At 70.0% G+C, this 23296-nt stretch carries 21 protein-coding genes; 16 read left to right on the forward strand and 5 right to left on the reverse strand.

Going from position 1 to position 23296, the window contains the following annotated elements:
- Window positions 1-31 precede the first annotated feature (31 nt).
- The 4 genes from ACFVR6_RS14330 (at window position 32) to ACFVR6_RS14345 (ending at window position 5284) form a co-directional block, all read left to right on the forward strand.
- On the forward strand, window positions 32-694 hold the full coding sequence (locus tag ACFVR6_RS14330; protein ID WP_386964180.1) for a hypothetical protein: 663 nt from the start codon (window positions 32-34) through the stop codon (window positions 692-694).
- A 211-nt stretch (window positions 695-905) separates the two neighbouring features.
- A complete protein-coding gene (locus ACFVR6_RS14335; protein WP_386964182.1) occupies window positions 906-3059 on the forward strand; it encodes a DEAD/DEAH box helicase in 2154 nt (717 codons plus the stop codon).
- A 101-nt stretch (window positions 3060-3160) separates the two neighbouring features.
- On the forward strand, window positions 3161-4189 hold the full coding sequence (locus tag ACFVR6_RS14340) for a 6-phosphofructokinase (RefSeq protein WP_386964184.1): 1029 nt from the start codon (window positions 3161-3163) through the stop codon (window positions 4187-4189).
- Window positions 4190-4447: 258 nt separating this feature from the next.
- Window positions 4448-5284 (forward strand): endonuclease domain-containing protein, encoded by an 837-nt coding sequence (locus tag ACFVR6_RS14345; protein ID WP_386964186.1) that lies wholly within the window; start codon window positions 4448-4450, stop codon window positions 5282-5284.
- Window positions 5285-5452: 168 nt separating this feature from the next.
- Here the strand turns inward: ACFVR6_RS14345 and ACFVR6_RS14350 are convergent, their stop codons facing one another.
- Window positions 5453-7609: a S9 family peptidase gene (locus ACFVR6_RS14350; protein ID WP_386964188.1), complete on the reverse strand. Its 2157-nt coding sequence runs from the start codon at window positions 7607-7609 to the stop codon at window positions 5453-5455.
- Window positions 7610-7798: 189 nt separating this feature from the next.
- Here ACFVR6_RS14350 and ACFVR6_RS14355 point away from each other — a divergent pair, with 189 nt between their 5' ends.
- From ACFVR6_RS14355 to ACFVR6_RS14375, 5 genes are all read left to right on the forward strand, one after another.
- Entirely contained in the window at window positions 7799-9070 is a 1272-nt protein-coding gene (locus tag ACFVR6_RS14355; RefSeq protein ID WP_386964190.1) for an inorganic phosphate transporter, read from the forward strand.
- Window positions 9067-9402, forward strand: coding sequence for a peptidase (locus tag ACFVR6_RS14360; RefSeq protein WP_386964192.1), 336 nt, complete (start codon window positions 9067-9069; stop codon window positions 9400-9402). The genes ACFVR6_RS14355 and ACFVR6_RS14360 overlap by 4 nt, the downstream gene beginning before the upstream one ends.
- Window positions 9403-9456: 54 nt before the next feature.
- The gene (locus ACFVR6_RS14365; protein ID WP_386964194.1) at window positions 9457-10362 is read left to right on the forward strand and encodes a phosphodiesterase; all 906 of its coding nucleotides are present in this window, start codon (window positions 9457-9459) and stop codon (window positions 10360-10362) included.
- 84 nt (window positions 10363-10446) lie between these two features.
- Entirely contained in the window at window positions 10447-11910 is a 1464-nt protein-coding gene (locus tag ACFVR6_RS14370) for an aspartate ammonia-lyase (protein ID WP_386964196.1), read from the forward strand.
- Between the two features lie 79 nt (window positions 11911-11989).
- The gene (locus tag ACFVR6_RS14375) at window positions 11990-12502 is read left to right on the forward strand and encodes a DUF4190 domain-containing protein (RefSeq protein WP_386964198.1); all 513 of its coding nucleotides are present in this window, start codon (window positions 11990-11992) and stop codon (window positions 12500-12502) included.
- A gap of 58 nt (window positions 12503-12560) precedes the next feature.
- Here the strand turns inward: ACFVR6_RS14375 and ACFVR6_RS14380 are convergent, their stop codons facing one another.
- Window positions 12561-13427: a fumarylacetoacetate hydrolase family protein gene (locus ACFVR6_RS14380; RefSeq protein ID WP_386964200.1), complete on the reverse strand. Its 867-nt coding sequence runs from the start codon at window positions 13425-13427 to the stop codon at window positions 12561-12563.
- 63 nt (window positions 13428-13490) lie between these two features.
- On the opposite strand from ACFVR6_RS14380, the gene ACFVR6_RS14385 reads away from it, so the two are divergent.
- From ACFVR6_RS14385 to ACFVR6_RS14400, 4 genes are all read left to right on the forward strand, one after another.
- Window positions 13491-14660, forward strand: a complete 1170-nt coding sequence (locus ACFVR6_RS14385; protein ID WP_386964202.1) for a PrsW family intramembrane metalloprotease — start codon at window positions 13491-13493, stop codon at window positions 14658-14660.
- Window positions 14661-14858: 198 nt separating this feature from the next.
- Complete coding sequence (locus ACFVR6_RS14390) at window positions 14859-15227, forward strand: FKBP-type peptidyl-prolyl cis-trans isomerase (RefSeq protein WP_386964204.1); 369 nt, start codon at window positions 14859-14861, stop codon at window positions 15225-15227.
- A gap of 160 nt (window positions 15228-15387) precedes the next feature.
- Window positions 15388-16428 (forward strand): DUF2776 family protein, encoded by a 1041-nt coding sequence (locus tag ACFVR6_RS14395; protein ID WP_386964206.1) that lies wholly within the window; start codon window positions 15388-15390, stop codon window positions 16426-16428.
- 91 nt (window positions 16429-16519) lie between these two features.
- Complete coding sequence (locus ACFVR6_RS14400; protein WP_386964208.1) at window positions 16520-17086, forward strand: YceI family protein; 567 nt, start codon at window positions 16520-16522, stop codon at window positions 17084-17086.
- Here the strand turns inward: ACFVR6_RS14400 and ACFVR6_RS14405 are convergent.
- Window positions 17052-18014, reverse strand: coding sequence for a DMT family transporter (locus ACFVR6_RS14405; RefSeq protein WP_386964374.1), 963 nt, complete (start codon window positions 18012-18014; stop codon window positions 17052-17054). The genes ACFVR6_RS14400 and ACFVR6_RS14405 overlap by 35 nt on opposite strands.
- Window positions 18015-18303: 289 nt before the next feature.
- Between ACFVR6_RS14405 and rpsO the strand changes: the two genes are divergently transcribed.
- Complete coding sequence (gene rpsO, locus ACFVR6_RS14410; protein WP_017830938.1) at window positions 18304-18573, forward strand: 30S ribosomal protein S15; 270 nt, start codon at window positions 18304-18306, stop codon at window positions 18571-18573.
- Window positions 18574-18677: 104 nt separating this feature from the next.
- Here the strand turns inward: rpsO and ACFVR6_RS14415 are convergent, their stop codons facing one another.
- Together ACFVR6_RS14415 and ACFVR6_RS14420 are read right to left on the reverse strand one after the other, a co-directional pair.
- Window positions 18678-19895, reverse strand: coding sequence for an oxygenase MpaB family protein (locus ACFVR6_RS14415; protein WP_386964211.1), 1218 nt, complete (start codon window positions 19893-19895; stop codon window positions 18678-18680).
- 205 nt (window positions 19896-20100) lie between these two features.
- Complete coding sequence (locus tag ACFVR6_RS14420) at window positions 20101-21270, reverse strand: acyltransferase family protein (RefSeq protein WP_386964213.1); 1170 nt, start codon at window positions 21268-21270, stop codon at window positions 20101-20103.
- Window positions 21271-21429: 159 nt separating this feature from the next.
- Between ACFVR6_RS14420 and ACFVR6_RS14425 the strand changes: the two genes are divergently transcribed.
- Both ACFVR6_RS14425 and ACFVR6_RS14430 read left to right on the forward strand, forming a co-directional pair.
- Complete coding sequence (locus ACFVR6_RS14425; protein WP_386964376.1) at window positions 21430-22629, forward strand: LLM class flavin-dependent oxidoreductase; 1200 nt, start codon at window positions 21430-21432, stop codon at window positions 22627-22629.
- Window positions 22626-23270: an FMN reductase gene (locus tag ACFVR6_RS14430; protein ID WP_386964215.1), complete on the forward strand. Its 645-nt coding sequence runs from the start codon at window positions 22626-22628 to the stop codon at window positions 23268-23270. Before ACFVR6_RS14425 ends, ACFVR6_RS14430 begins: the two co-directional genes overlap by 4 nt.
- Window positions 23271-23296: the final 26 nt, after the last annotated feature.

Here is a 23296-nt window from a genome sequence, read left to right on the forward strand (position 1 = left end):
GGCGCCCCGTCGCGCCGCTATCGTCGAACTGATGCGTACCACTGCCCCGATCTCCACCCGTCTGCGCCGCGGCGCTTGTGCCGCTGCGGCCACCGCCGTGCTGATCGCGGGCCTGGCCGCCTGCGCGCCGGAGCCGGTCGACCCCGCGCCGTCCGGCACGAGCGCCGCGCCGTCCCCGTCGTCGACGTCGACGGCAAGCCCGACGCCGACGCCGACGCCGACGCCCACGGCGTCCGCCGATGACATCGCGCTGCCGGCATCCTGTGACGCCATCTACTCGCCGGCCATGCGTGCCGAGCTCGAGGCGAACATCGCGCCGCTGAACGACCCCGGCGTCACGATGCCCGCCACGCAGAACGCCGAGGCGCTGCAGCTGCTCGAATCCGGCCTGCCCACGCTGCGCTGCACGTGGGGGTCACCCTCGGAGCGGGGGATCGCGACCAACGTGTCGATCGTCGACCCGGCGGCCACGGCCGACCTCGCCGGCGCGCTGGCCAACACCGGCTTCGCGTGCTCCGAGGCCCAGGGGGGCACCGTGTGCCGCCTGAACGAGACGCTCATCGACTACGACGACAACATCGTGGAGAAGGGCGAATCGCACTTCTTCCGGGGGAACGGCTGGGTCACGACGGTCTGGCTCGACTACGGCCCCGAGGGCTATACCGAAGACATCGCCTCGATGGTCTGGGGCTGAGCGGCACGCATGCTCTAGACTGGGCGCCGGGGAAAGACGCTTCGTCGCCGCAGTCGGCCGTTTCGGCCGCAATCGGCCGCAGGAATGCCCGCGGCGAGTTGCGCGTCGCCCCCGATCCGCGGTCGTCCCGGCATCCGAGCCGCACGCGGTGACACGCAGATCGATCCCCGCCTCGAGCACGAGGCATCCGGCATCCACGCCCAGGAGGAGCATGCCGACCACGGCCCCCGCCGCACAGTCCACGTCGCGGCGCAGGAAGAACACGTCGTCCCGACGCGACGACGAAGCCCCCATCATCCCGATCCTCGCCCGCAAGGTGCGAGAGGTCGAGGCGAAGGCGCAGCGCGGCAAGCTCGGCCCCACCAACCGGGTCAAGTTCCAGGTCATCGCCTTCCTCGTGCGCGAGGAGCGCGCCCGCGTGAAGGCCGATACCGAGGTCACCGACGCCGCCCGCGCCGAGCTGCTCAAGCGCCTCGACGGCGTGGCGACCATCCTCGCCAAGACCGCCGCCCGCGACACGTCGCTCATCCAGCTGCTCGAGGTCGACCAGGCCACGTCCCCCGTCGCCCGGCGCATGCGCCGCGACTGGCTGCTGGAGTCGGGCGCGGAGCTCCCGCCGGACGAGCTGATCATCACCGACACCGCCCCCGCCGCCACCTCCGTGGTGCCCGCTGCGGTGTCCTCTCGCCAGGTCGTGCCGCCCCAGGTGGAGGCCCGCCGCGAGGCCAACCCGTTCCTCGCTCCCGACCTCTCCCGCGTCGTCGCCGGCCCCACGCCGCGCCGTCGCCTGGACGGCTGGGAGCTGATGGGTCCGCTCTACAAGGCGTTCGAAAGCGGCGCCGGTGGCGCCGTGGCCTCGATGGACCTGCCTCCGGTGCCCGAGTTCGACCGGCTCTCACCCAAGGGCCTTGAGATCATGCCGCACCAGTCGCGGTTCCTCGAGGCCGTGCGCCAGGGCCACCGCAGCTTCCTGCTGGCCGACGAGCCGGGCCTGGGCAAGACCGCCGAATCGGTGCTGGCGGCATCCGTCGCCGACGCCTACCCGCTGCTGGCGGTCGTGCCCAACGTCGTGAAGATGAACTGGGCGCGCGAAGTGGAGCGGTGGACGCCGCAGCGCCGCGCGACGGTGATCCACGGCGACGGCGAGAACATCGACGCGTTCGCGGACGTCTTCATCGTCAACTACGAGATCCTCGACCGGCATCTGTCGTGGCTGGCATCGCTCGGCCTCAAGGGCATGGTCGTCGACGAGGCGCACTTCATCAAGAACCTCACCTCGCAGCGTTCGCAGAACGTGCTGGCGCTCGGCGCCCGCATCCGCGAGCAGGTGCGCGACCCGCTGCTGCTGGCCCTCACCGGCACGCCGCTGATCAACGACGTCGAGGACTTCGACGCGATCTGGCGCTTCCTCGGCTGGACCAACGGCGAGAAGCCGGGTCCGGAGCTCATGGAGAAGCTCGATGCGACAGGGCTCACCCCCGCCGACAAGGCCTTCTACCCCGAGGCGCGCAACGCCGTCATCTCGATGGGCATCGTCCGTCGCAAGAAGAAGGACGTCGCCGCCGACCTGCCCGACAAGCTCATCGCCGATCTCCCGGTGGAGCTCGACGACGACTTCGGCCGGTCGATCCGCGAGGCCGAGCGCGAGCTCGGCGGACGCCTGGCGGCGAAGTACCGCCGCATCCTGGAGTCCCGCGGCGACCGGGTCTTCCTCGGCGAGTTCGACGAGGACATCGTGCGCCTGGTCGCACACACCGAGCTCGAGGAGTCCAAGGCCGCCGGCACCGGCGCCGAGAACGTCTTCACGATGGTGCGCCGCATCGGTCAGGCCAAGGCCGTGCTGGCTGCGGACTACACCGTGCAGCTGCAGCGCTCGGTGGGCAAGGTCGTCTTCTTCGCCAAGCACATCGACGTCATGGATGCCGCGGAGGCGCACTTCGCCGCCGCCGGCCTCCGCACGGTGTCGATCCGCGGCGACCAGACGACCCCCGCGCGTCAGGACGCGATCGACGCGTTCAACAACGACCCGGGTGTCGGCGTCGCGGTGTGTTCGCTGACGGCTGCCGGTGTGGGACTGAACATGCAGGCGGCATCCAACGTGGTGCTGGCCGAACTGTCGTGGACCGCCGCCGAGCAGACGCAGGCGATCGACCGCGTGCACCGCATCGGGCAGGACGAGCCGGTCACCGCATGGCGCATCATCGCCGCGCACACGATCGACACGAAGATCGCCGAACTCATCGACTCCAAGCAGGGGCTTGCCGCCCGTGCGCTGGACGGCGAGGCCGTGGATCCCACGTCGACGGACTCCGTGCAGCTCTCGGCCCTCATGCACCTGCTGCGGCGGTCGCTGGGCGGGGAGTGATTTATCTCCGGTCCACTCGTGTGGCACGCCCTCGCGTCCGGCGATAGTGTCGAGTCAGGCAGCGTGGCCGCACCATCACCCTGACAGCTAAGGATCCCCCCATGAAGATCGGCATCCTCACCAGCGGCGGCGACTGCCCCGGACTCAACGCGGTCATCCGCGGCGTGGTCCTCAAGGGCACGACGACGTACAACCTCGAGTTCGTCGGCATCCGCGACGGCTGGCGTGGCGTGGTGGACGGCGACTTCTTCCCGTTGACCCGCCACGAGGTGAAGGGCCTGTCGAAGGTCGGCGGCACGATCCTCGGCACGAGCCGCACCAACCCCTACGAGGGTCCGCGCGGCGGGGCCGAGAACATCGCCAAGACGCTGTACGGCCACCGCATCGACGGCATCATCGCCATCGGCGGCGAGGGGACTCTCGCTGCGGCCAACCGGCTCGCGAACGACGGCATCAACGTGCTGGGCGTTCCCAAGACGATTGACAACGACCTGCGGGCGACGGACTACTCGTTCGGCTTCGACACCGCCGTCAACATCGCCACCGACGCGATGGATCGCCTCCGCACCACCGGCGACTCGCACCAGCGGTGCATGGTCGCCGAGGTCATGGGCCGCCACGTCGGGTGGATCGCGCTGCACGCCGGTGTCGCCGCCGGTGCCCACGTCATCTGCATCCCCGAGGTGCCGATGTCGATCGACGACGTGTGCGAGCAGGTCTCCAAGGCCCACGACCGCGGCCGTGCGCCGCTGGTGGTCGTCTCCGAGGGCTTCACCCTCACCGGCATGGACGAGGCCTACAGCGACAAGGGTCTCGACGCGTTCAACCGCCCGCGCCTCGGTGGCATCGGCGAGATCCTCGCGCCCGAGATCGAGCGCATCACCGGCATCGAGACCCGCGCCACGGTGCTCGGTCACATCCAGCGCGGCGGTTCGCCGTCGGCCTTCGACCGGGTGCTCGCGACGCGGCTCGGCCTCCACGCCGCCGACGCGATCGTCGACGGTGCCTGGAACCAGATGGTGTCTCTGAAGGGCACGGACATCGTCCGCGTCTCGTTCGAGGAAGCCCTGGGCGAGCTCAACAAGGTGCCGCTGTACCGCTACGAAGAGGCTGCCGCGCTCTTCGGCTGAGCCCGGTCGGCTGCGCTGCGGCCGCCTTACGTTCCCGGCATCCGCCGTTCCCAGAACAGGCGATCTCGCCGGTGCAGGCCGTTCCACCCCGGTTCGGTCCTGTTCCGGCGAGATCTCCTGTTGCCGGGAGGCGGCAGACGGCGAGTGGATGCCGCTTCGCGCCGCCGCGCCTCCTCCACAGCGCGTGAGGGGCGTCGGTCATCCACATTCCGGGGGTCTGCGCCCGCCGGCATCCCTCTGCCGGAGCACCATGACGGGATGCGCTCGCCCACCGAACTCTCCTCCTGGCTCGCCGCGCGCGGCGGCGCCGCGCACTCGAGCCAGCTGAAGGCCGCCGGATTCACGACCCACGCGATCCGCGTCGCCGTGCAGCAGGGCGCCGCCGAACGGGTGCGGCGCTCGTGGCTGGTCACGCGCGGTTGCGCGCCTGAGCTGCGTCGGGCGGCGGAGGTCGGCGGGCGACTCACCTGCGTGAGCGCCGCCGCGCACGCACAGCTGTGGACGCCGACGCACGAGCACATCCACCTCGCTGTGCCTTCGACCTCGTCACGGCATGACACCGAGGGCGTGCGGCTGCATTGGACGCGAGGCCCGGCGCCGGTCGGTGCGCGGGATCTCGTCGACCCGTTGCCGAACGTGCTCGCGCACATCGCGCGGTGCCAGCCGATGGCCGACGCCCTGTGCGTGTGGGAATCCGCCATCCGCCGGCGAGCGATCGCGCCCGGGATGCTCGCCGCCATCCGCTGGAGCGGCGAGGCCGCGCGGGCGCTGGCGGCGGTGGCATCCGATCTGTCCGACTCGGGAGTGGAGACCCGGTTCGTGCTGCTTGCGCGCTCGCTCGGCGTGGGGGTCCGCCAGCAGGTGTGGATCGACGGGCATCCCGTGGACGCCCTCATCGGCGACCGCCTCGTCGTGCAGCTCGACGGCTTCGCCCATCACCAGGGACGTGACCGGCGCCGTGACCTGGCAGCCGACGCGCGGCTGGTGCTGCTCGGCTACACGGTGCTGCGGTTCGACTATTACCAGGTGCTGTTCCAGCCCGAGCAGGTCACCGGCATCCTCTCGACCGCGATCGCGCAGGGTCGGCATCGCTGAAAGCCTCCCCGCCACAGGAGATCTCGCGGAAACAGGACGGATGCCGCGGCATCGTCCTGCTGCGGGGAGATCTCCTGTTGTCGGAAGGCGGCCGGACGTCGAACGATGCCGCGCCCCGCGACGAATGCTCACTCGGCGCTGCGAATGCTCACTCGGCGCTGCGAATGCTCACTCGGCGGCTTCGGGGGCGAGGCCGAGGACATCCAGCGCCCAGGCCAGCTCGAACGCACGTTCGCGCCACGAGTTGTAGCGCCCCGAGACGCCGCCGTGCCCGGCGACCAGCTCGCACTTCAGCAGCGCGTCCGCACCCACCTGGCGCAGCTGCGCGACCCACTTGGCCGGCTCGACGTACATCACGCGGGTGTCGTTGAGCGACGTCACCGCGAGGATGCGGGGGTACGTGACGCCCTCGCGCACGTTCTCGTAGGGCGTGTACGACTTCATGTACGCGTACACCTCGGCGTCGTGCAGCGGGTCGCCCCACTCGTCCCACTCGATCACCGTCAGCGGCAGCGACGGGTCGAGGATCGTCGTCAGCGCGTCGACGAACGGCACGCTTGCCAGGATGCCGGCGAACAGCTTCGGCGCGAGGTTCGCGACCGCGCCCATCAGCAGCCCACCGGCCGAGCCGCCCTCGGCCACGATGCGGTCGGGGGTGGTGTACCCGACGTCGACGAGGTGACGGGCCGCGTCGACGAAGTCGGTGAAGGTGTTGCGCTTGCGCAGCATCTTGCCGTCTTCGTACCATTGCCGGCCCATCTCGCCACCGCCGCGCACGTGTGCGACGGCGAAGACGACGCCGCGGTCCAGCAGCGACAGGCGCGCGACGGAGAAGCCGGGGTCGATCGAGTGCTCGTACGAGCCGTAGCCGTACAGGTGCACCGGCCGCGGGCCGTCGATCACAGGGGCGCCGAACGAGCGCTTCCACACCAGTGACACCGGCACCTGGGTGCCGTCCTGAGCCGTCGCCCACACCCGCTCCTGGGCGTAGTCCGACGCCTCGTAGCCGCCCAGCACCGGCTGGCGCTTGCGCAGCAGCAGTTCGCCGGTGGCCACGACGTAGTCGTAGACGGTGCCCGGCGTCACGAACGAGCCGTACCCGAGCCGCAGCAGCGGCGGGGCCCACTCCGGGTTGCCGGCGAGGCCGACGCTGTACAGCGGCTCGTCGAACGAGAGCTCGCTGACGGCACCGGTGGCGTAGTCGAGCATGCCGAGGCGCTCGAGTCCGTCGCGGCGGTAGCCGGCCACCGCCCAGTCGCGGAAGGTCGACAGCCCGAGCAGGCGCCGCCCCGGCTCATGGGCGATGACGCTCTCGCGGGCGCCGGCGGGGTCGGATGCCGCGACGCGCACGAGCTCGAAGTCCAGCGCGCCGTCGTTGTGCAGGATGTACAGCACGTCCTCGCCGCCGACGACGGCGTGCTCGGAGGAGTACTCGACGCCCTCGCGGCGCGGCCACACGACCCGCGGGGTGCCCCGCAGGTCGTCGGCATCCAGCAGCCACTCCTCGGAGGTGATCGACGAACCCAGCTCGATCATGAGGAACCGGTCGCTGTGGGTGAAGCCCGCGCCCACCCAGTACCGCTCGTCCGGCTCGTGGAAGAGCTTCACGTCGTCGGCGACGGGGGTCCCCAGCTCGTGCAGCCACACCGTGTCGGGCCGCCAGGCGTCATCGACGGTCGTGTACACGATGAACCGGCCGTCGGGGGAGAAGGTGGCGCCGGCGAACGTGTCGGGGATCTCGTCGGCGAGGGTCTCGCCGCTGGCGAGGTCGCGCACGCGGATCGTGTACCGCTCGTCGCCGGCCACGTCCACGCCGTACAGCAGCGTCGTGCCGTCGTTGGACACCTCGAAGCTGCCCAGCGAGAAGAACTCGTGCCCCTCGGCCTCGACGTTGCCGTCCAGCAGCACCTGCTCGCCCGGCACCGCGACGTCGGGGGAGAGTACCGGCGGCGTCCAGTCGTCGGGGGAGGCCAGGGGAGCCCGGCACTGGATGCCGTACTGGCTGCCTTCCACGGTGCGTCCGTAGTACCACCAGTGGCCGCGACGGGTCGGCACCGACAGGTCGGACTCGAGCGTGCGGCCCTTGATCTCCTGGAAGATCTGCTCGCGCAGGCCCTCCAGGTGCGCGGTGCGCGCGGCGGTGTAGGCGTTCTCCGCCTCGAGGTGCGAGATCACCTCGCCGGCATCCTTGTCCCGCATCCACTCGTACGGATCGGTCACGATGTCGCCGTGATGCGTCCGGGTCGTGGGGCGCTTGTCGGCGACCGGGGGAGCGGGCGGAACGGTGGGGTCTGCGGGCGTCTGCGCGGTGGCGGTCACCCTCATACGGTAGCCGCCCGTGTCACGCGCGCCTGTGTGTACGGGAAGAACCCGGCCAAACGGTCCACAGCACGCGCGGTGATGTGCGAGGATTTCTGTCGGCCCGGTTAACGGAGCACGAACTCCCGCTGAACTCTTCGTTCGCACGCCGATTTCGTCGGCACCCTTCCCCCTTCCCTCGACGGAAAGCGAACGGTGGAAACCGCAGCCCTCATCGTCGTGCTGGTCATCGTACTGGCGCTGTTCTTCGACTTCACCAACGGGTTTCACGACACCGCCAACGCGATGGCGACGCCCATCGCGACCGGTGCGCTGAAGCCGAAGGCCGCGGTGCTGCTGGCCGCCGTCCTCAACCTCGTCGGTGCGTTCCTGTCCACCGAGGTCGCCAAGACGATCTCGGGCGGCATCATCCACGAAGACGAGATATCGGCGACGATCTTCCCGTCGATCATCTTCGCCGGTCTGATCGGCGCGATCACGTGGAACATGCTCACGTGGCTGCTGGGGCTTCCCTCCAGTTCGTCGCACGCCCTCTTCGGCGGCCTCATCGGGGCGACCCTGGTCGGTGCGAGCGCCGCGGCCATCGACATGGGCGTCGTGATGTCCAAGGTCGTGCTCCCCGCGCTCATCGCCCCGCTGACGGCCGGCATCATCGCGTTCACCGTCACCAAGATCGCCTATGCGATGACCCGTCGCTATGACAACAAGCCCGACGGCCGCGACGGCTTCCGCTGGGGCCAGATCTTCACCTCTTCGCTCGTGGCGCTCGCGCACGGCACCAACGACGCGCAGAAGACGATGGGCGTCATCACCCTGGCCCTCATCACCGTCGGCTGGCAGACCTCCTCGCAGCCGCAGACGTGGGTCATCTTCGCGTGCGCCGTGACGATCGCGCTCGGCACCTACATGGGCGGCTGGCGCATCATCCGCACGCTCGGCAAGGGCCTGACCGATGTCAAGCCCGCGCAGGGGTTCTCGGCCGAGGCCTCCACCGCCTCCACGATCCTCGCCTCCAGCGCGCTGGGATTCGCCCTGTCCACGACGCAGGTCGCGTCGGGCTCGGTCATCGGCTCGGGTCTGGGGCGCCGCGGCTCGACCGTGCGCTGGCGCACCGTCGGGCGCATCATGGTCGGCTGGCTGCTGACGCTGCCCGCCTCGGGCCTCGTCGGTGCGCTCGCCGCACTCGTGGTCGTGTGGCTCGGCCAGGTCGTCGGCGTGCTGGTGTGCGCGGTGGCCGCTGTGGCCATCATCCTCGCGATCTTCCTGCGTTCCCGGCGCAACGCGGTGACCTCCGCCAACGCGATGAGCGGGGTGGCCGACTCGGGGCACGCCGTGAAGGTCAAGCGCAACCCGCCGCCCACCCGCCGGCAGCGTCAGCTGGCGCGCGAGCAGGCACGTGCCGCCGAGAAGGCCGAGAAGGATGCCGCGGTCCGCGTGCGCGCCGACGAGGGAGGGAACGGCAAATGACCGTCACGATCGACTGGCTCGCCTTCCTCCAGGTGTTCGTCGTCGCGATGGCCGGTGCCGTCGTCGTCGTCACCTTCTACGCCGTGGGGCTGCGGATGCTGGTGCGCTCGGGACACGCTCCCGTGGTGTCGCCCGCGGAGTTCACCGACGCCATCACGGTGATCACCGAGAAGCAGGCCAAGCGCAGCGCGAAGGCGGCCGCCAAGGCGGCCAAGCGCAACCCGCTCACCCAGACGCAGAAGCGCATCGCGCTGGTGGCGGCGTACGCAGCGTTCGCGGTGTGCGCCCTGGCCGTGCTCGGCGGGCTGCTGCTCATCGTGTTCAACCACTGAGCGCATCGGTCGCGGCGACCGGCGCCGTCGGTGCCCTCGCCTAGACTCGCCCCCATGCAGCCTGTGCAGTTCGGCAGCCACCCCCCGGCACGTCGCGTCATCGTCCACCTCAGCGACACCCACCTGCTCGGCGGCGATCGCATGCTGGGCGGGCGGTTCGACTCGCTGACGAACCTGCGCGCGACCCTCGACGCCGTCGAGCGCCTCGGCGTGCGTCCCGACGCGCTGGTGTTCACCGGCGACATCGCCGACCTCGGCGAGCCCGACGCATACCGTGCGGTGCGCGCCGCCGTCGAGCCGGTCGCCGAGCGCCTCGGCGCGCCAGTCGTGTGGGTGGCGGGCAACCACGACGAGCGTCCGGAACTGCGGCGCGATCTGCTGGGGCTGGATCCGACCGAGGAGCCGGTGACGGGCGTCTGGGACCTGGGCGGCCTGCGGCTCGTCGCCCTCGATTCCTCCGTCCCCGGCTGGCATCACGGCGACCTCGACGCCGGTCAGCTGGAGTGGCTCCGGCAGGTGCTGCGGGAGCCGGCGCCGCTCGGCACCCTCCTGGCCCTCCACCACCCGCCGCTGCCGAGCCACATCCCGCTGTTCGACATCCTGGAGCTGCGTCACCAGGAGGAGCTGGCCGAGGTCATCGCCGGCACCGACGTGCGCGGCATCCTCGCCGGACACCTGCACTACTCCACCCACGGCATGTTCGCCGGCGTCCCGGTGAGCGTCGCCGCAGCCACCTGCTACACGATGAACCTGCAGCGCGCTCCGGAGGAGGTCAACGGCATGGATGCCGGGCAGTCCTTCCACCTCGTGCACGTCTACGACGACACGATCACCCATGCCGTGGTGCCCGTCGTCGACGCCCCCACCGGCGATTTCTTCTCCGCGGAGTGGACCGAGCGCATGGCGGCGCTCACGGCGCAGGAGCGCCTCGAGGTGTTCTCCCGCAAGCCCGCGCGCTAGCCCCGCGGTCCCGTCGCACGCCGGCGCGCGGGTAGGCTCGGAGCATCCCTTTCACGCCGTTGTGAGCACCCACGAGGACGCACCATGTCACTGGACGACACCCCGACCACCCGTACCGAGACCGACTCCCTGGGGTCGCTGGAGATCCCCGGCGACGCGTACTGGGGGATCCACACCGCACGCGCACTGGAGAACTTCCCGGTGTCGCTGCGCCCCATCTCGGTCTACCGCGACCTCGTCTGCGCGCTGGCGATGGTCAAGCAGGCATCCGCCCGTGCCAACCTCGAGATCGGGGTGCTCGACCCGGAGCGCGCCGACCTCATCGACCGCGCCGCACAGCGCGTGATCGACGGGGACTTCCACGACCAGTTCGTCGTGGGCGTCGTGCAGGGCGGCGCCGGCACGTCGACCAACATGAACGCGAACGAGGTCATCACCAATATCGCGCTCGAGATGGCCGGCCGCCCCAAGGGCGACTACGCCTACCTCTCGCCCATCGACCACACCAACCGCAGCCAGTCGACCAACGATGTCTACCCGACGGCCATCAAGGTGGGGTTGGGGCTGGATCTGCGGACGCTCCTGGAGGAACTCGACCTGCTGCGCCGATCGTTCCTGGCCAAGGCGGTGGAGTTCCACGATGTGCTGAAGGTCGGGCGCACGCAGCTGCAGGATGCCGTGCCGATGACGCTCGGCCAGGAGTTCCACGGATTCGCCACGACGCTGGGGGAGGACCACGCGCGCCTCACCGAGAACGCCTCGCTGCTGTACGAGATCAACATGGGCGCGACGGCCATCGGCACCGGCATCACGACGCACCGCGACTACGGCGCCGCCGTGCTGCGGCACCTGAGGGAGATCACGGGGCTGGACCTCGAGACGGCCGACGACCTCGTCGAGTCCACGAGCGACACCGGCTCGTTCATGTCGTTCTCCTCGTCGCTCAAGCGCAACGCCATCAAGCTCTCGAAGATCAGCAACGACCTGCGGCTTCTCTCCAGCGGTCCGCAGGCGGGATTCGGCGAGATCAACCTGCCTGCCCGCCAGGCCGGCTCCAGCATCATGCCGGGCAAGGTCAACCCGGTGATCCCGGAGGTCGTCAACCAGGTCGCCTTCTCCGTCGCCGGTGCCGATCTCACCGTGACGATGGCGGTGGAGGGCGGTCAGCTGCAGCTCAACGCGTTCGAGCCGATCATCGCCCACTCGCTGTTCCAGTCGATCACGTGGATGCGTCGCGCCATGCGGACGCTCCGGGTGAACTGCGTCGACGGCATCACCGCGAACCGGGAGCGCCTCGGTGCCATGGTGGGCGCATCGGTGGGCGTCGTCACGGCCCTCACGCCCTTCATCGGGTACGCGGCATCGGCGGCCCTCGCCAAAGCCGCTCTGCTGACCGGGCACAACGTGGGCGACCTCGTCGTGGAGGCGGGGCTCATGAGCCGCGAAGACGTCGACAAACAGCTCTCGCCGGCGCGCCTGTCGGGGCTCGAGGCCATCACCGCCGCCATCCCGATCGTGCAGCCCGCCGACAGCATCGTCGAAGGCTGAGCCGCCCAGGTTGTCGCTGCGGCGACGACACCGATAGCGTCTGACGAGACCGGGAACGTCCGGAACACGAGGAGTACACATGTCCGACCCGCAGAACCCCGCACAGCCGCCGGTCCCGCCCGCCGGTCAGCAGCCCCCGGCCCAGCCCGACGCCGCCGAGCAGCCGTCGTACCAGCCTCCGGCAGCGTACGAACCGCCCCCGGCGTACCCGTCGGCCCCGCAGGCGACCTACCCGCAGGGCGGATACCCGCCGGCCGCCCCGCCCTACGGCAACGCGCCCTCCTACGAGCAGAGCGCCCCGCAGGGGCCCGTCCCCGGCAAGACGCTCGGCATCGTCGCCTTCGTAGTGAGCTTCTTCGCGTCGGTGATCGGTCTGATCCTCGGCATCGTCGCGTACGTGCAGAGCAAGAAGGCCGGGGTCAAGAACGGCTGGGCACTGGCTGCCATCATCGTGGGCGCCGTGCTGACGGTCGCCGGGATCATCGTGACCATCGCGGTGCTCGCCCTGGTCCTGCCGATGCTGAGCGCGTGCCTGGAGCTCGGCCCCGGCGTCTGGGAGCTCACCAACGGGCAGGTCATCACCTGCGAGTGACGCACCGTCGCGGCTGACGCCGCACCGACCGACCCCCGTTCGCTCCGGCGCGCGGGGGTCAGTCGTTGATGCGGCAGTGCGTCGTGAGCGAGCCGATGCCGTCGATCCCGACCGTGACCGTCGAGCGGTCGCGCAGGAAGATCTGCGGGTCGCGGGAGTAGCCGGCGCCGCCGGGACTGCCGGTGGAGATGAGGGTGCCCGGCAGCAGCGTCGCCGATGAGGACAGGTGCGAGACGAGGGTCGCGACGGAGCGGATCATCTGGCCCGTCGAGCCGTCCTGCACGGTCTGACCGTCCACGACCGCCCAGATGTGCAGATCCTGGGGATCGGCGACCTCATCGGCGGTGACGACGAACGGGCCCGTCGGGGTGAAGCCGTCGAACGACTTGCAGCGCGACCACTGGGCCTCCGAGAACTGGATGTCGCGCGCGGTGATGTCGTTGACCACGGTGTAGCCCCACACGTGGTCGAGTGCGTCGTCGACCGAGACGTCCTTCGCGGGGCGGCCGATGATGACCCCCAACTCCGCCTCGTAGTCGACGGACTCGCTCAGCGAACGCGGCCAGGTCGTGGTGGCCTCGTGGCCGGTGAGGGAGTTGGGCCACAGCACGAACACCGTCGGTGCGGTGTCGGCCTTGAGCCCCAGTTCGCTCGAGTGCGCGGCGTAGTTCAGCCCGATGGCGAGCACCACCGGGGGTGCAAGGACGGCGGAGGCGAACGAGAGTCCCGCCAGGGGATGCCACCCGTCCGCGGCGCCTGCCGCCTCCCGCACCCGGGCGAGCAGGTCGTCGCCCCCGGCGATGAGGTCGGCGAGCAGCCGCGGAGCACCCGCGAACAGGTCCTCGGTGATGAGGGCTTCGTCGTCGCGGACGACGGCCAGCCGGGGCGGGCCGCCCGCAGAAGTGGTCACGTGGGCGAAGCGCATCGTTTCAGGCTAGCGGGCGGCGACCGCCCGAACGCCCGCCGCGTGCACTCTAGGCTGAGCGACGTGTCGTACACGTCTGCGTTGGCCCAGCCGCACCCGGGGCACCCGGCCGACATCGCGCCCGCCCCGGCATCCCCGCCGGTCCTGCCCGTTCCCAGCCGCAAGGGGCGCTCCGCCCCGATCTGGATCGCGGGTCTGCTGATCGTGCTGCTGGTGGCTCTCGTGGCCTACCTGCTCACGTTCCTCGGCACGGTGGCGTCGCTCCTCGGCATGCTGCTGGCCCTCGTGCCGTTGGTCGGGGTGCTGCTGGCCGTGCGCATCGCCGACCGGTGGGAGCCGGAGCCACGGTCGCTGGTCATCCTCGCCGTGGCGTGGGGTGCGATCGCCGCCGTCGCGATATCCCTGGCGGTCGACCTCGGCATCACCCTCGTGATCGGCGGCGACGGCTCGGCCGCGAGGGACGTCTTCTCGTCGGTCGTGCAGGCCCCCATCGTCGAGGAGGCGGCCAAGGGCCTCGGTGTCTTCCTCATCTTCGCCTTGGCCCGCCGAGCGTTCGACGGGCCCGTGGACGGCATCGTCTACGGTGCACTCGTCGGCGCCGGGTTCGCCTTCACCGAGAACATCCTCTACTTCGCCACGAGCCTCATCGAGGGCGGGGTGGCCGAGACGACGGTGACCTTCTTCGTCCGCGGCATCCTGTCGCCGTTCGCCCACGTCATGTTCACCGCGGTCACCGGCTACGCGCTGGGGCGCGCCGCCCGGAGGGGCGCCTCGGCGTCGGCCGCGATGCCGGCATGGCTGGCGGGTATGGCGGGCGCCGCCGTCCTGCACGCCGTGTGGAACGGTTCTGCCGTGTTCGCCGACTTCTTCGCGCTGTATGTGACGCTGCAGGTGCCGCTGTTCGTGCTGTTCATCATCGGCGTCGTGCTGCTGCGCCGTGAAGAGGCGCGGCTGACCCGCACCCGGCTGGGGGAGTACGCCGCGGCGGGCTGGTTCAGCGCGGGCGAAGTCGACATGCTCGCCACGTCGGCCGGCCGGCGCCGCGCGCTGGCCTGGGCGCGCACACTGCCCGGCGATCGCACCGCAACGATGAAGGCGTTCATCACGGATGCCACGGCGCTCGCCGCGGCCCGCGAGCGCGCCCTGTCCGGCCGCGATCCGCACGCGAGCGAGGACGAACGCGTCTTCCTCACACGGGCGGTGGCGGCGCGGGCGGCGCTGTTCGGGCGGTGACGCACGAAGGGCCCCACGCCGTGTCTTCACGCGGCGGATGAGGCCCTGTGCGCCAACTCAACGCCCGGTGCCGCGGCGATGCCTGCGTGACTCCCGGGCGCTGAGTTGATCTGCTCTCATCATCCTCTCGAGCGCCTCGGGGTGTCAAGGATCGCCCTCGCGTTGACCGGGCCGGGCGCGGCGGGTTTGAATGGGACCATGACTGACAACCGCACCAAGCCTGAGTTCGACGCGCCGACCGGACCCGCGCCGTCCGAACTCGTCATCCGCGACATCATCGTGGGCGATGGAGCCGAGGCCAAGCCCGGCGACACCGTCACGGTCCACTACGCCGGTGTGGAGTACGACAGCGGCGAGGAGTTCGACTCGTCGTGGGGTCGTGGCGAGAGCATCCAGTTCCCGCTGCGCGGCCTCATCCAGGGCTGGCAGGACGGCATCCCGGGCATGAAGGTCGGCGGCCGTCGTGAGCTCATCATCCCGCCGCACCTGGCCTACGGCCCGGCCGGTGGGCACTTCCTCGGTGGCAAGACGCTCGTCTTCATCATCGACCTGCTCGCCGTCGGCTGAACCCGACACTCCCTTGCACCCGAGAGGGGCGGATGCCGCGGCATCCGCCCCTCTCGGCGTCCTGGGGACCCTCTTGTGGCCGGCGAGACACCGCCCTACGTTGAGGGCCCTGCACTGGGACGAGGGCCGCACCGGGAGGACGCGTCGCATGAACTACGGAATGAGCATCCTGTTCCGCGCCATTCCGCTGCTCATGGGCGCGGTGTGTCTGGGGTTCGGGTGGTACGTGCTGTCCGGTGGCACGGACGCCGGTCACTTCGTCGCCGGTCACGTGCTCATCTCCCTCACGGCCATCTGCATCGCCCTGTTCACCACGGCCGCGATGATCATCCGTCAGCTCACGAACACGTTCGCGCCGGCGTGGAAGTTCGTCCTGCCGATCCTCGGATACACCGTGGCGGCCGTCACCATGGGCTGGGGGCTGTGGCTGCGCGGATCCAGCGCCGCCGCCGACGCGTTCGTCGCGGGCCACGTCGTGTTCGGCGTCGGGCTCATCGCGGCGTGCGTGTCGACCGTCGGCACCGCGTCGAGCGCTTTCACGCGCATTTCGCGCAACTCCGCGGGTCGTCACGAGGACGGCCCTCCCGCCGAGGTCTACGGTGCCGCTGCCGGGTGGGCGTTGATCGCCGTGCCGGCGGCGGCTACGCTCATCGCCGCGATCTGGGCGATCGTGCTGCTCACCGGCGCGTCCCAGCCCGACCACTACATCGCCGGGCACGTGATGCTGGGGCTGGCCGCGATCTGCTCGAGCCTGATCGCCCTCGTGGCGACCGTCGTGCGGCAGGTGCGCAACGACTTCGACGAGCCGGAGCGGTGGTACTGGGCACTGTGGGTGCTGTTCATGGGCACGCTCACGTTCGTCTGGGGCTTGTTCGTGCTGCTGGGGTCCGACCGGCCGGAGCGCATCGCGCCCGGCTGCATCCTGCTCGGGCTCGGCATGATCTGCTTCAGCATCATCTCCAAGGTGTTCCTGCTCGCCTCGGTGTGGCGGCGCGAGTTCGCCCTGGCGAACCGGGTGCCGCTCATCCCCGTGTTCACCTGCCTCGCGTGCCTGTTCTTCGCCGCGTTCCTGGCGGAGGCTGCGACGACCGATCCGAACTTCTTCATCCCCGCGCGCGTGCTCACCGGACTCGGGGCGGTGTGCTTCACGCTGTTCTCCATCGTGTCGATCCTCGAGGCGGGCACCTCCAAGAAATCCTGAGGCAATCTGCATTCATCGGAATAGAGTTTTGCTTCCGGTCGTTGACCCCTTGCAGACCGCCGGACGTTCCGGCCCCCCGATGGAGGAAGACATGACCGAAGCGACGATCGCCACGACCGAGATCCCCGGCTACAAGCCCGGCACCTGGGTGCTCGACCCCTCGCACAGCGAGGTGTCGTTCAGCGTGCGCCACATGATGATCTCGAAGGTGCGCGGCACGTTCGACGTCAAGGGCGGCACCATCTTCGCCCCGGAGAACCCGCTCGAGGCCCGCGTCGAGGCGACCGCCGACGTCGCATCGGTCAACACCAAGGACGAGGGCCGCGACGCCCACCTGCGTTCGGCGGAGTTCTTCGACGCCGAGAACCACCCCACCCTGACCTTCGTCTCGACCGGTGTGCGCCTCGAGGACGGCGACTTCCTCGTCGACGGCGACCTGACGATCCGCGGCATCACCCGCCCCGTCACGTTCACGGTCGAGTTCGGCGGCTTCGGCTCGGACCCGTGGGGCAATTACAAGGCCGGCGCGACGGCCAAGACCGTCATCAACCGCGAGGACTTCGGTCTGGTCTGGAACGCCGCGCTCGAGACCGGCGGCGTGCTGGTCGGCAAGGACGTCACCATCACGCTGGACCTTCAGGGCTCGCTGCAGGCCTGAACCCCGGGCGGATGCCGCCGGCCGCATCGGCCGCCGCGGCATCCGCCTCGGCGCGTCGGCGCGGGCGCAGGCGATCCTGCGCGAGGAGGATGCCGACGAACACCAGCAGCGCACCGGCGGGCTCGTTCCAGCTGAGATGCTCGCCCAGCAGCACGATGCCGAGGGCGACCCCCACCACCGGCGTGATGTACGTGACCGTCGAGGCGCGGGTCGGACCCCAGGCGCGCAGCACGTTCTGGTTCCAGATGTACGCGATGCCGGTGCCGAAGCAGCCGAGGGCGATGAGGCTCAGCGCGATCCACGCATCCAGCCGCACCGGCGACAGCGCCACGAACGGCGTGAGTGCCACCATGATGACCGCGGCGATGCCGATGTTGAGGAACGAGAACACCAGCGCGCTCATGCCGGTGTCGGAGACGAACCGGCGCATGTACGCGAGGCTGAACCCGTAGCAGGCCGTCGCTCCGAGGATCGCCAGCTGCGCGACGAGGCTCTGCGACAGATCGAGCCCCTGCCACGGCGCGATGATCACCATGACCCCCGCAACACCCACGAGGATGCCGGCGATCTGCGCGGGCTTGAGGCGTTCGACGCGGAACACCGCCCACGCCATGACGGCCGTCATGATCGGCGTGGTGGCGTTGTAGATGCTCGCAAGGCCGGAGGTGACGTGCTGCTGCGCCCAGGAGAACAGCAGGAACGGCACGACGCAGAACGACACCGCAAGCACCGTCATGTGCACCCAGACCCGGATCCTGCGGGGGAGGCGGTCCCGTCGGAGGGCCACGAAGATGCCGAGCGTGAGTGCGCCGAGCACGAGCCGTGACCACACCACCTGGGCGGGGGAGATGCCCTCGAGGGCGACCTTCATGAACAGGAAGCTCGACCCCCAGATGATGCCGGTGAGCACGAACTGCACGGTGAGCACCGCCGTGGCCGGCTGGCGCAGCGCGGCTCCGGGGGACGCGGCCGCCGGGGCGGCGGCGGGCGGAATGGGGGCGGTGGTCACGTCGTGACTCTAGACCCGGCCATCGACGGCGCAGCCGGGTGGCGGATGCGACGACCGGAATCCGCCGACGAACGACCGGATGCCTGCGGTCGCCCGCCCGGCGATGGCACTGGTAGACTTTCGAGGTTGCCGTTAGATCGGCCGCGGATAAAGAGAGCCCTCGCATCAGGCGTCGGGCGCCGCGCAACGAGAAGAGAGGGGATCACCTATGGCACTGGAAGCAGACGTCAAGAAGGCGATCATCGAAGAGTACGCGACGCACCCCGGTGACACCGGATCCCCCGAGGTGCAGGTCGCGATGCTGACGCAGCGCATCAAGGACCTCACCGAGCACCTCAAGGAGCACAAGCACGACCACCACTCGCGTCGTGGGCTGTTCCTGCTCGTCGGTCAGCGCCGCCGTCTGCTCGGCTACCTCCAGGACATCGACATCGCGCGCTACCGCTCGCTGATCGAGCGTCTCGGACTCCGCCGCTAAGGCATCGCTGCCAGCGTTCAATCGCGCAGAACTTCTTGAGGGCCGCCCCGGGTGTGGGGCGGCCCTCGTGGTTTCTGCGGGCGCTGCCCGCAGCGCGTCCGGTCCTAGACGCCCGGACGGTTCATGTCGGGGATGGTGATGGGCGTCGTCGTGCCCGACGCGCCCTTGTTGAGGAACGCCATCGCCAGCGCCTTGACGAACTTGTCGAACATGCGGAACGTCACCGGCATCACCGGGATCAGCCCCTCGCGGAACGCGATGTAGGTGGGCCAGGCGGTGCGGATGGTCGCGGCCGACACGTAATCGCGCTTCAGGCCCAGCCAGTCGCCCACCTCGTTGCCCAGCTGGTACCTCACGAACTCGTTGAGGAAGCCGCGGGTCACACCCAGGTCGATCTGCGCCGTCAACCCCAGCAGCACCTCGGCCAGCTCCTGACCCTCCGGCGTCCACGAGAGGATCGGCGTGAGGATCTGGGCGGACTGGGCGTGGGCGTCGGCCCACGTGGCCGGGATGTACTCGTCGCGCACACCCAGCAGATGCAGCGCCACCTGCCACGAGTGCAGGAACGCCGCCTCGTCGGCGGCGGTCATGCGGATGCCCCACTCCTTCATCTTCTTGTGGGCGAAGGTGCCGGTGCTGTGGAACGTGACCAGGATGTCGGCATTGCTGATGGGGATGGTCTCGTCGGCGACGGCCTTCCAATACGGCGACTGCGGGAGGTAGTGACGCACCGCGGCGTGCACCAGGCGGGTCTTGTTGCCGGTGACGATCATCTGCCCCGACGGCTCGAAGGCGTTGAGATCGCTGAGGTCGTACCCGAACGTGAACGTCTTCGCGGCGCGGTCCTGCATGTCGGCGCCGCCTTTGGACCAGTACACCGACTTCGCCTCGCGGGGGATGACGGTGCTCATGATGCCGCCGCCGATGCCGTAGATGACGAAGAGGTAGAGGTCCTTGCGGCGGTTGAAGTCCGCCGCGAGCCGGAGCTTGGCCCTGTCGGCCCACGACGGGAGCTGTGCCGACTGCTGCAGGAAGCCCGCAAGCTCCGGCGGCAGGCCCGCGGGCACCGGGTGGTTGTTGTTCACCCAGGGCAGGAGCGCGCTGTTGACGGCGGGCACCTGGCCGCTCGTGATGACCGAGGCCATGATGCGGTCGATGTCGTCGTCCCACACCCACTGCGGGTCGGTGCCGCTGCCGGTGCCGAGCACGGATCTCGCCGCCGGCCACGACCAGGCCGCGCTCGCGGCGCCGGCGGCGTTCGGGGCGGCGACGCCGGCGAGGCCGAGGGCCGCCCCCAGTGTCAAGACGGAGCGTCGGTTCATTTCGGGCACGAGGGCACCTGCTTCCCGGAGGGGGATGGACCTCGCCGCGACAACATCGTCGAAGCCGCTCACGCACGTTCAGTCCATCCAGGACGAATGTGATTGGTCGTTAACATAGGGGGGTGTGCGCAGCGTGCGCAAGCCCTGATCGGGCCTGATTCCGGTGCGCGCCGAAGGGCGCCCGACCCGGTGGCGGCGGCGCGGGTCAGTGTGTCGCGACGCGCCGCGGGGTCTCGGACGTGCGGCGCGACCCTGTGGGGTCGCTGCCGTGGCCCTCGCGCTGGGCGAGGGTCGGATCGGCGAACAGCCACCGCGGCCGCGGCTCGATGAGGCGGCGGAACACCGTGCGCACCGGCTTGGTCGCCAAGCCCAGAGCGATCAGCACGGAGACGATCGCCACGGTGGGCAGCCAGAACCAGGTGGGGTCGAGCTGACGCATGACGCCGGACTCGCGGAACGGGTACAGCACGAACGAATGCAGCAGGTAGACGTACATCGTGTACTGGCCGAAGTGCGTCCACCAACGGTCGCGCCGCGGGATGAGGGCGAAGAACGCGGCGGACAGGAGAAGAGCCGTGGCCATGAGCACGAGTCGCACGCCACCGGCCCACCACGCCGTCGCGCCGAGCGCGGCGTAGCCGGAGTCGTAGAACAGCCACGTGCGCAGGTTCATCGACTCCCAGAGGTCGAGGTAGAACCATGCCGCCCATCCCGCCAGGGCGATCACGCCGCCGGCGCCGGCCACGAGCCACCACGACCGAGGCCGCAGCAGGTCGAATCGCGCGACGACGTCGCGGTCGCGCAGCCACCAGCCGAGAGTGAAGAAGAAGAGCAGACCGAGGGTGCGCGACAGCGAGAAGGTCGAGTCGATGTTGGGGAGGTACCCCGCCCCGAGCGAGATGGCGAGGGTCCACGCGAGCGGCCACTTCAGCAGCGCGAGGTAGGGCAGGACGAGCCGGAAGATGCCGAGGGCGAGCAGGAACCACAGCGTCCACGACGGCTCGGTCGGGTTGGGGTTGGCTCGTCCCTCGACGAGCCACTTCGTCAGCGTCCACAGTCCCTCGAAGATGAGGTACGGCACGATGATGTCGGTGATCACGCGGGCCATCTGGCGCTGGTTGGGGGTGCCCGACTTCGAGAAGTAGCCGGAGATGATCGCGAACGCCGGCATGTGGAAGGCGTAGACGACGAGGTACAGCGACGCGGCGATGTCGGAGTCGTAGGTGAGGCGCTGCACGGCGTGGCCCAGCACCACCAGCACGATGCACGCAAAGCGGGCGTTGTCCCAAAACGGCACGCGCTGCTTCGGGCGGGCGTGGGGCCCGGTGCGCGGCGGTCGGGTCGGGTGGGGATTGGCCGGTGCCGCCTCGTTCATCGCAGTCACATTACCCGCGCAACACCCTCGCTTCCCGAGGTTGCGGGAATACCCTGAGTATGTCTGCGTTTCACCAGATACATTCATTTGCATGAAAACGGATGCGGTGGCATCCGGGAGTGGAGAAGGACCGTGGACCAGACGCCCACCTGGCCGGGGATGCAGTTCGGCATCTTCACCGTCAGCGACATCACGCAGGACCCGACGACGGGGCAGACCCCCAGTGAGGCGGAGCGCATCCGCGCGACGATCACGATCGCCGAGCACGCCGAGCAGGTCGGGCTCGATGTCTTCGCCCTGGGCGAGCACCACAACCCGCCGTTCTGGTCGTCCTCGCCCACGACGACCCTGGCCTACATCGCCGCACGCACCGAGCGACTCATCCTGTCGACCGCGACGACGCTCATCACCACGAACGACCCGGTGAAGATCGCCGAGGACTACGCGATGCTGCAGCACGTCTCGGGCGGACGCATGGACCTCATGCTCGGCCGCGGCAACACCGGACCCGTCTACCCGTGGTTCGGCAAGGACATCCGTCAGGGCCTGCCGCTCGCGATCGAGAACTACGCGCTGCTGCACAAGCTGTGGCGCGAGGACGTCGTGGACTGGGAGGGCCAATTCCGCACCCCGCTGCAGGGCTTCACCTCCACGCCGCGGCCGCTCGACGGCGTGGCCCCGTTCGTCTGGCACGGCTCGATCCGCACGCCCGAGATCGCCGAGCAGGCGGCCTACTACGGCGACGGGTTCTTCGCCAACAACATCTTCTGGCCCGCCGAGCACTACCAGCGCCTGATCGCGCTGTACCGACAGCGCTACGCCCACTACGGCCACGGCAGCCCCGAGCAGGCGATCGTGGGCCTGGGCGGTCAGGCGTTCATGGCGAAGAAGTCGCAGGATGCCGTCGCGCAGTTCCGTCCGTACTTCGACAACGCGCCGGTGTACGGCCACGGCCCGTCGCTGGAGGACTTCAGCGAGATGACCCCGCTGACCGTCGGCTCGCCGCAGCAGGTCATCGACCGCTACGCCGGCATGCGCGAGATGTTCGGCGACTACCAGCGGCAGCTGTTCCTCATGGACCACGCCGGGCTCCCGCTGAAGACCGTGCTCGAGCAGCTCGATCTGCTGGGCGGCGAGGTGGTGCCGGTGCTGCGCCGCGAGTTCGCGAAGGACCGCCCCGCCGAGGTGCCCGACGCGCCCACCCACGCCGCGCTCGTCGCGGCGACCTACGGCGACGGGACACCGCGTGCGGCCACGCCGCGGGCCAATCGCGGCGACAACCTCAGTGGTCCGTCGCCGTACCAGGACGCGCCGGCACCGGCCGGCTCCGCCTTCGGCCTGGGCGGAGGCTCCCGGTGAGCGCCCGTCGCATCGCCGTCGTCTCGGCGGGGCTGTCCAACCCCTCCTCGACGCGCATGCTCGCCGACCGGCTCGCCGCGGCGACCGAGCGCGAGCTCGCCCCCCGGGGCGAGGACGTGCGCATCGACGTCGTCGAGCTGCGCGACCTCGCTCACGACATCACCAACAACCTGCTCACCGGCTTCGCGCCGCCGGCGCTGGAGACGGCGGTGAACACGGTGGTCTCCGCCGACGGCCTCATCGCCGTGACGCCCATCTTCTCCACGAGCTACTCGGGACTGTTCAAGTCATTCATCGACATCCTCGACCCCGACGCGCTCACCGGGATGCCGGTGCTGATCGGCGCGAACGCGGGCACGCCGCGGCACTCGCTCGCCCTCGATTACGCCATCCGGCCGCTGTTCACCTACCTGCACGCCGAGCCGGTGTCCACGGGCGTGTTCGCCGCCTCGAGCGACTGGGGTGCCCACGCCGACGAGGTTGCACCGCTCGCGGCCCGCGTGGAACGAGCAGCGCGCGAGTTCGCCGAAGCCATCGCACGGCGGCAGCCCGCGGCATCCGCCGACCCGTTCGATCCCGCCCACTACCTGGGCGAGGGACGCTCCTTCGGGCACCTGCTGGGAGGGCTGGCGGGGGAGTAGGGCCGGCCGGGCGGCGCTACGACCCT

The organism is Microbacterium sp. NPDC058021 (assembly GCF_042885955.1).
Taxonomy (GTDB): domain Bacteria; phylum Actinomycetota; class Actinomycetes; order Actinomycetales; family Microbacteriaceae; genus Microbacterium.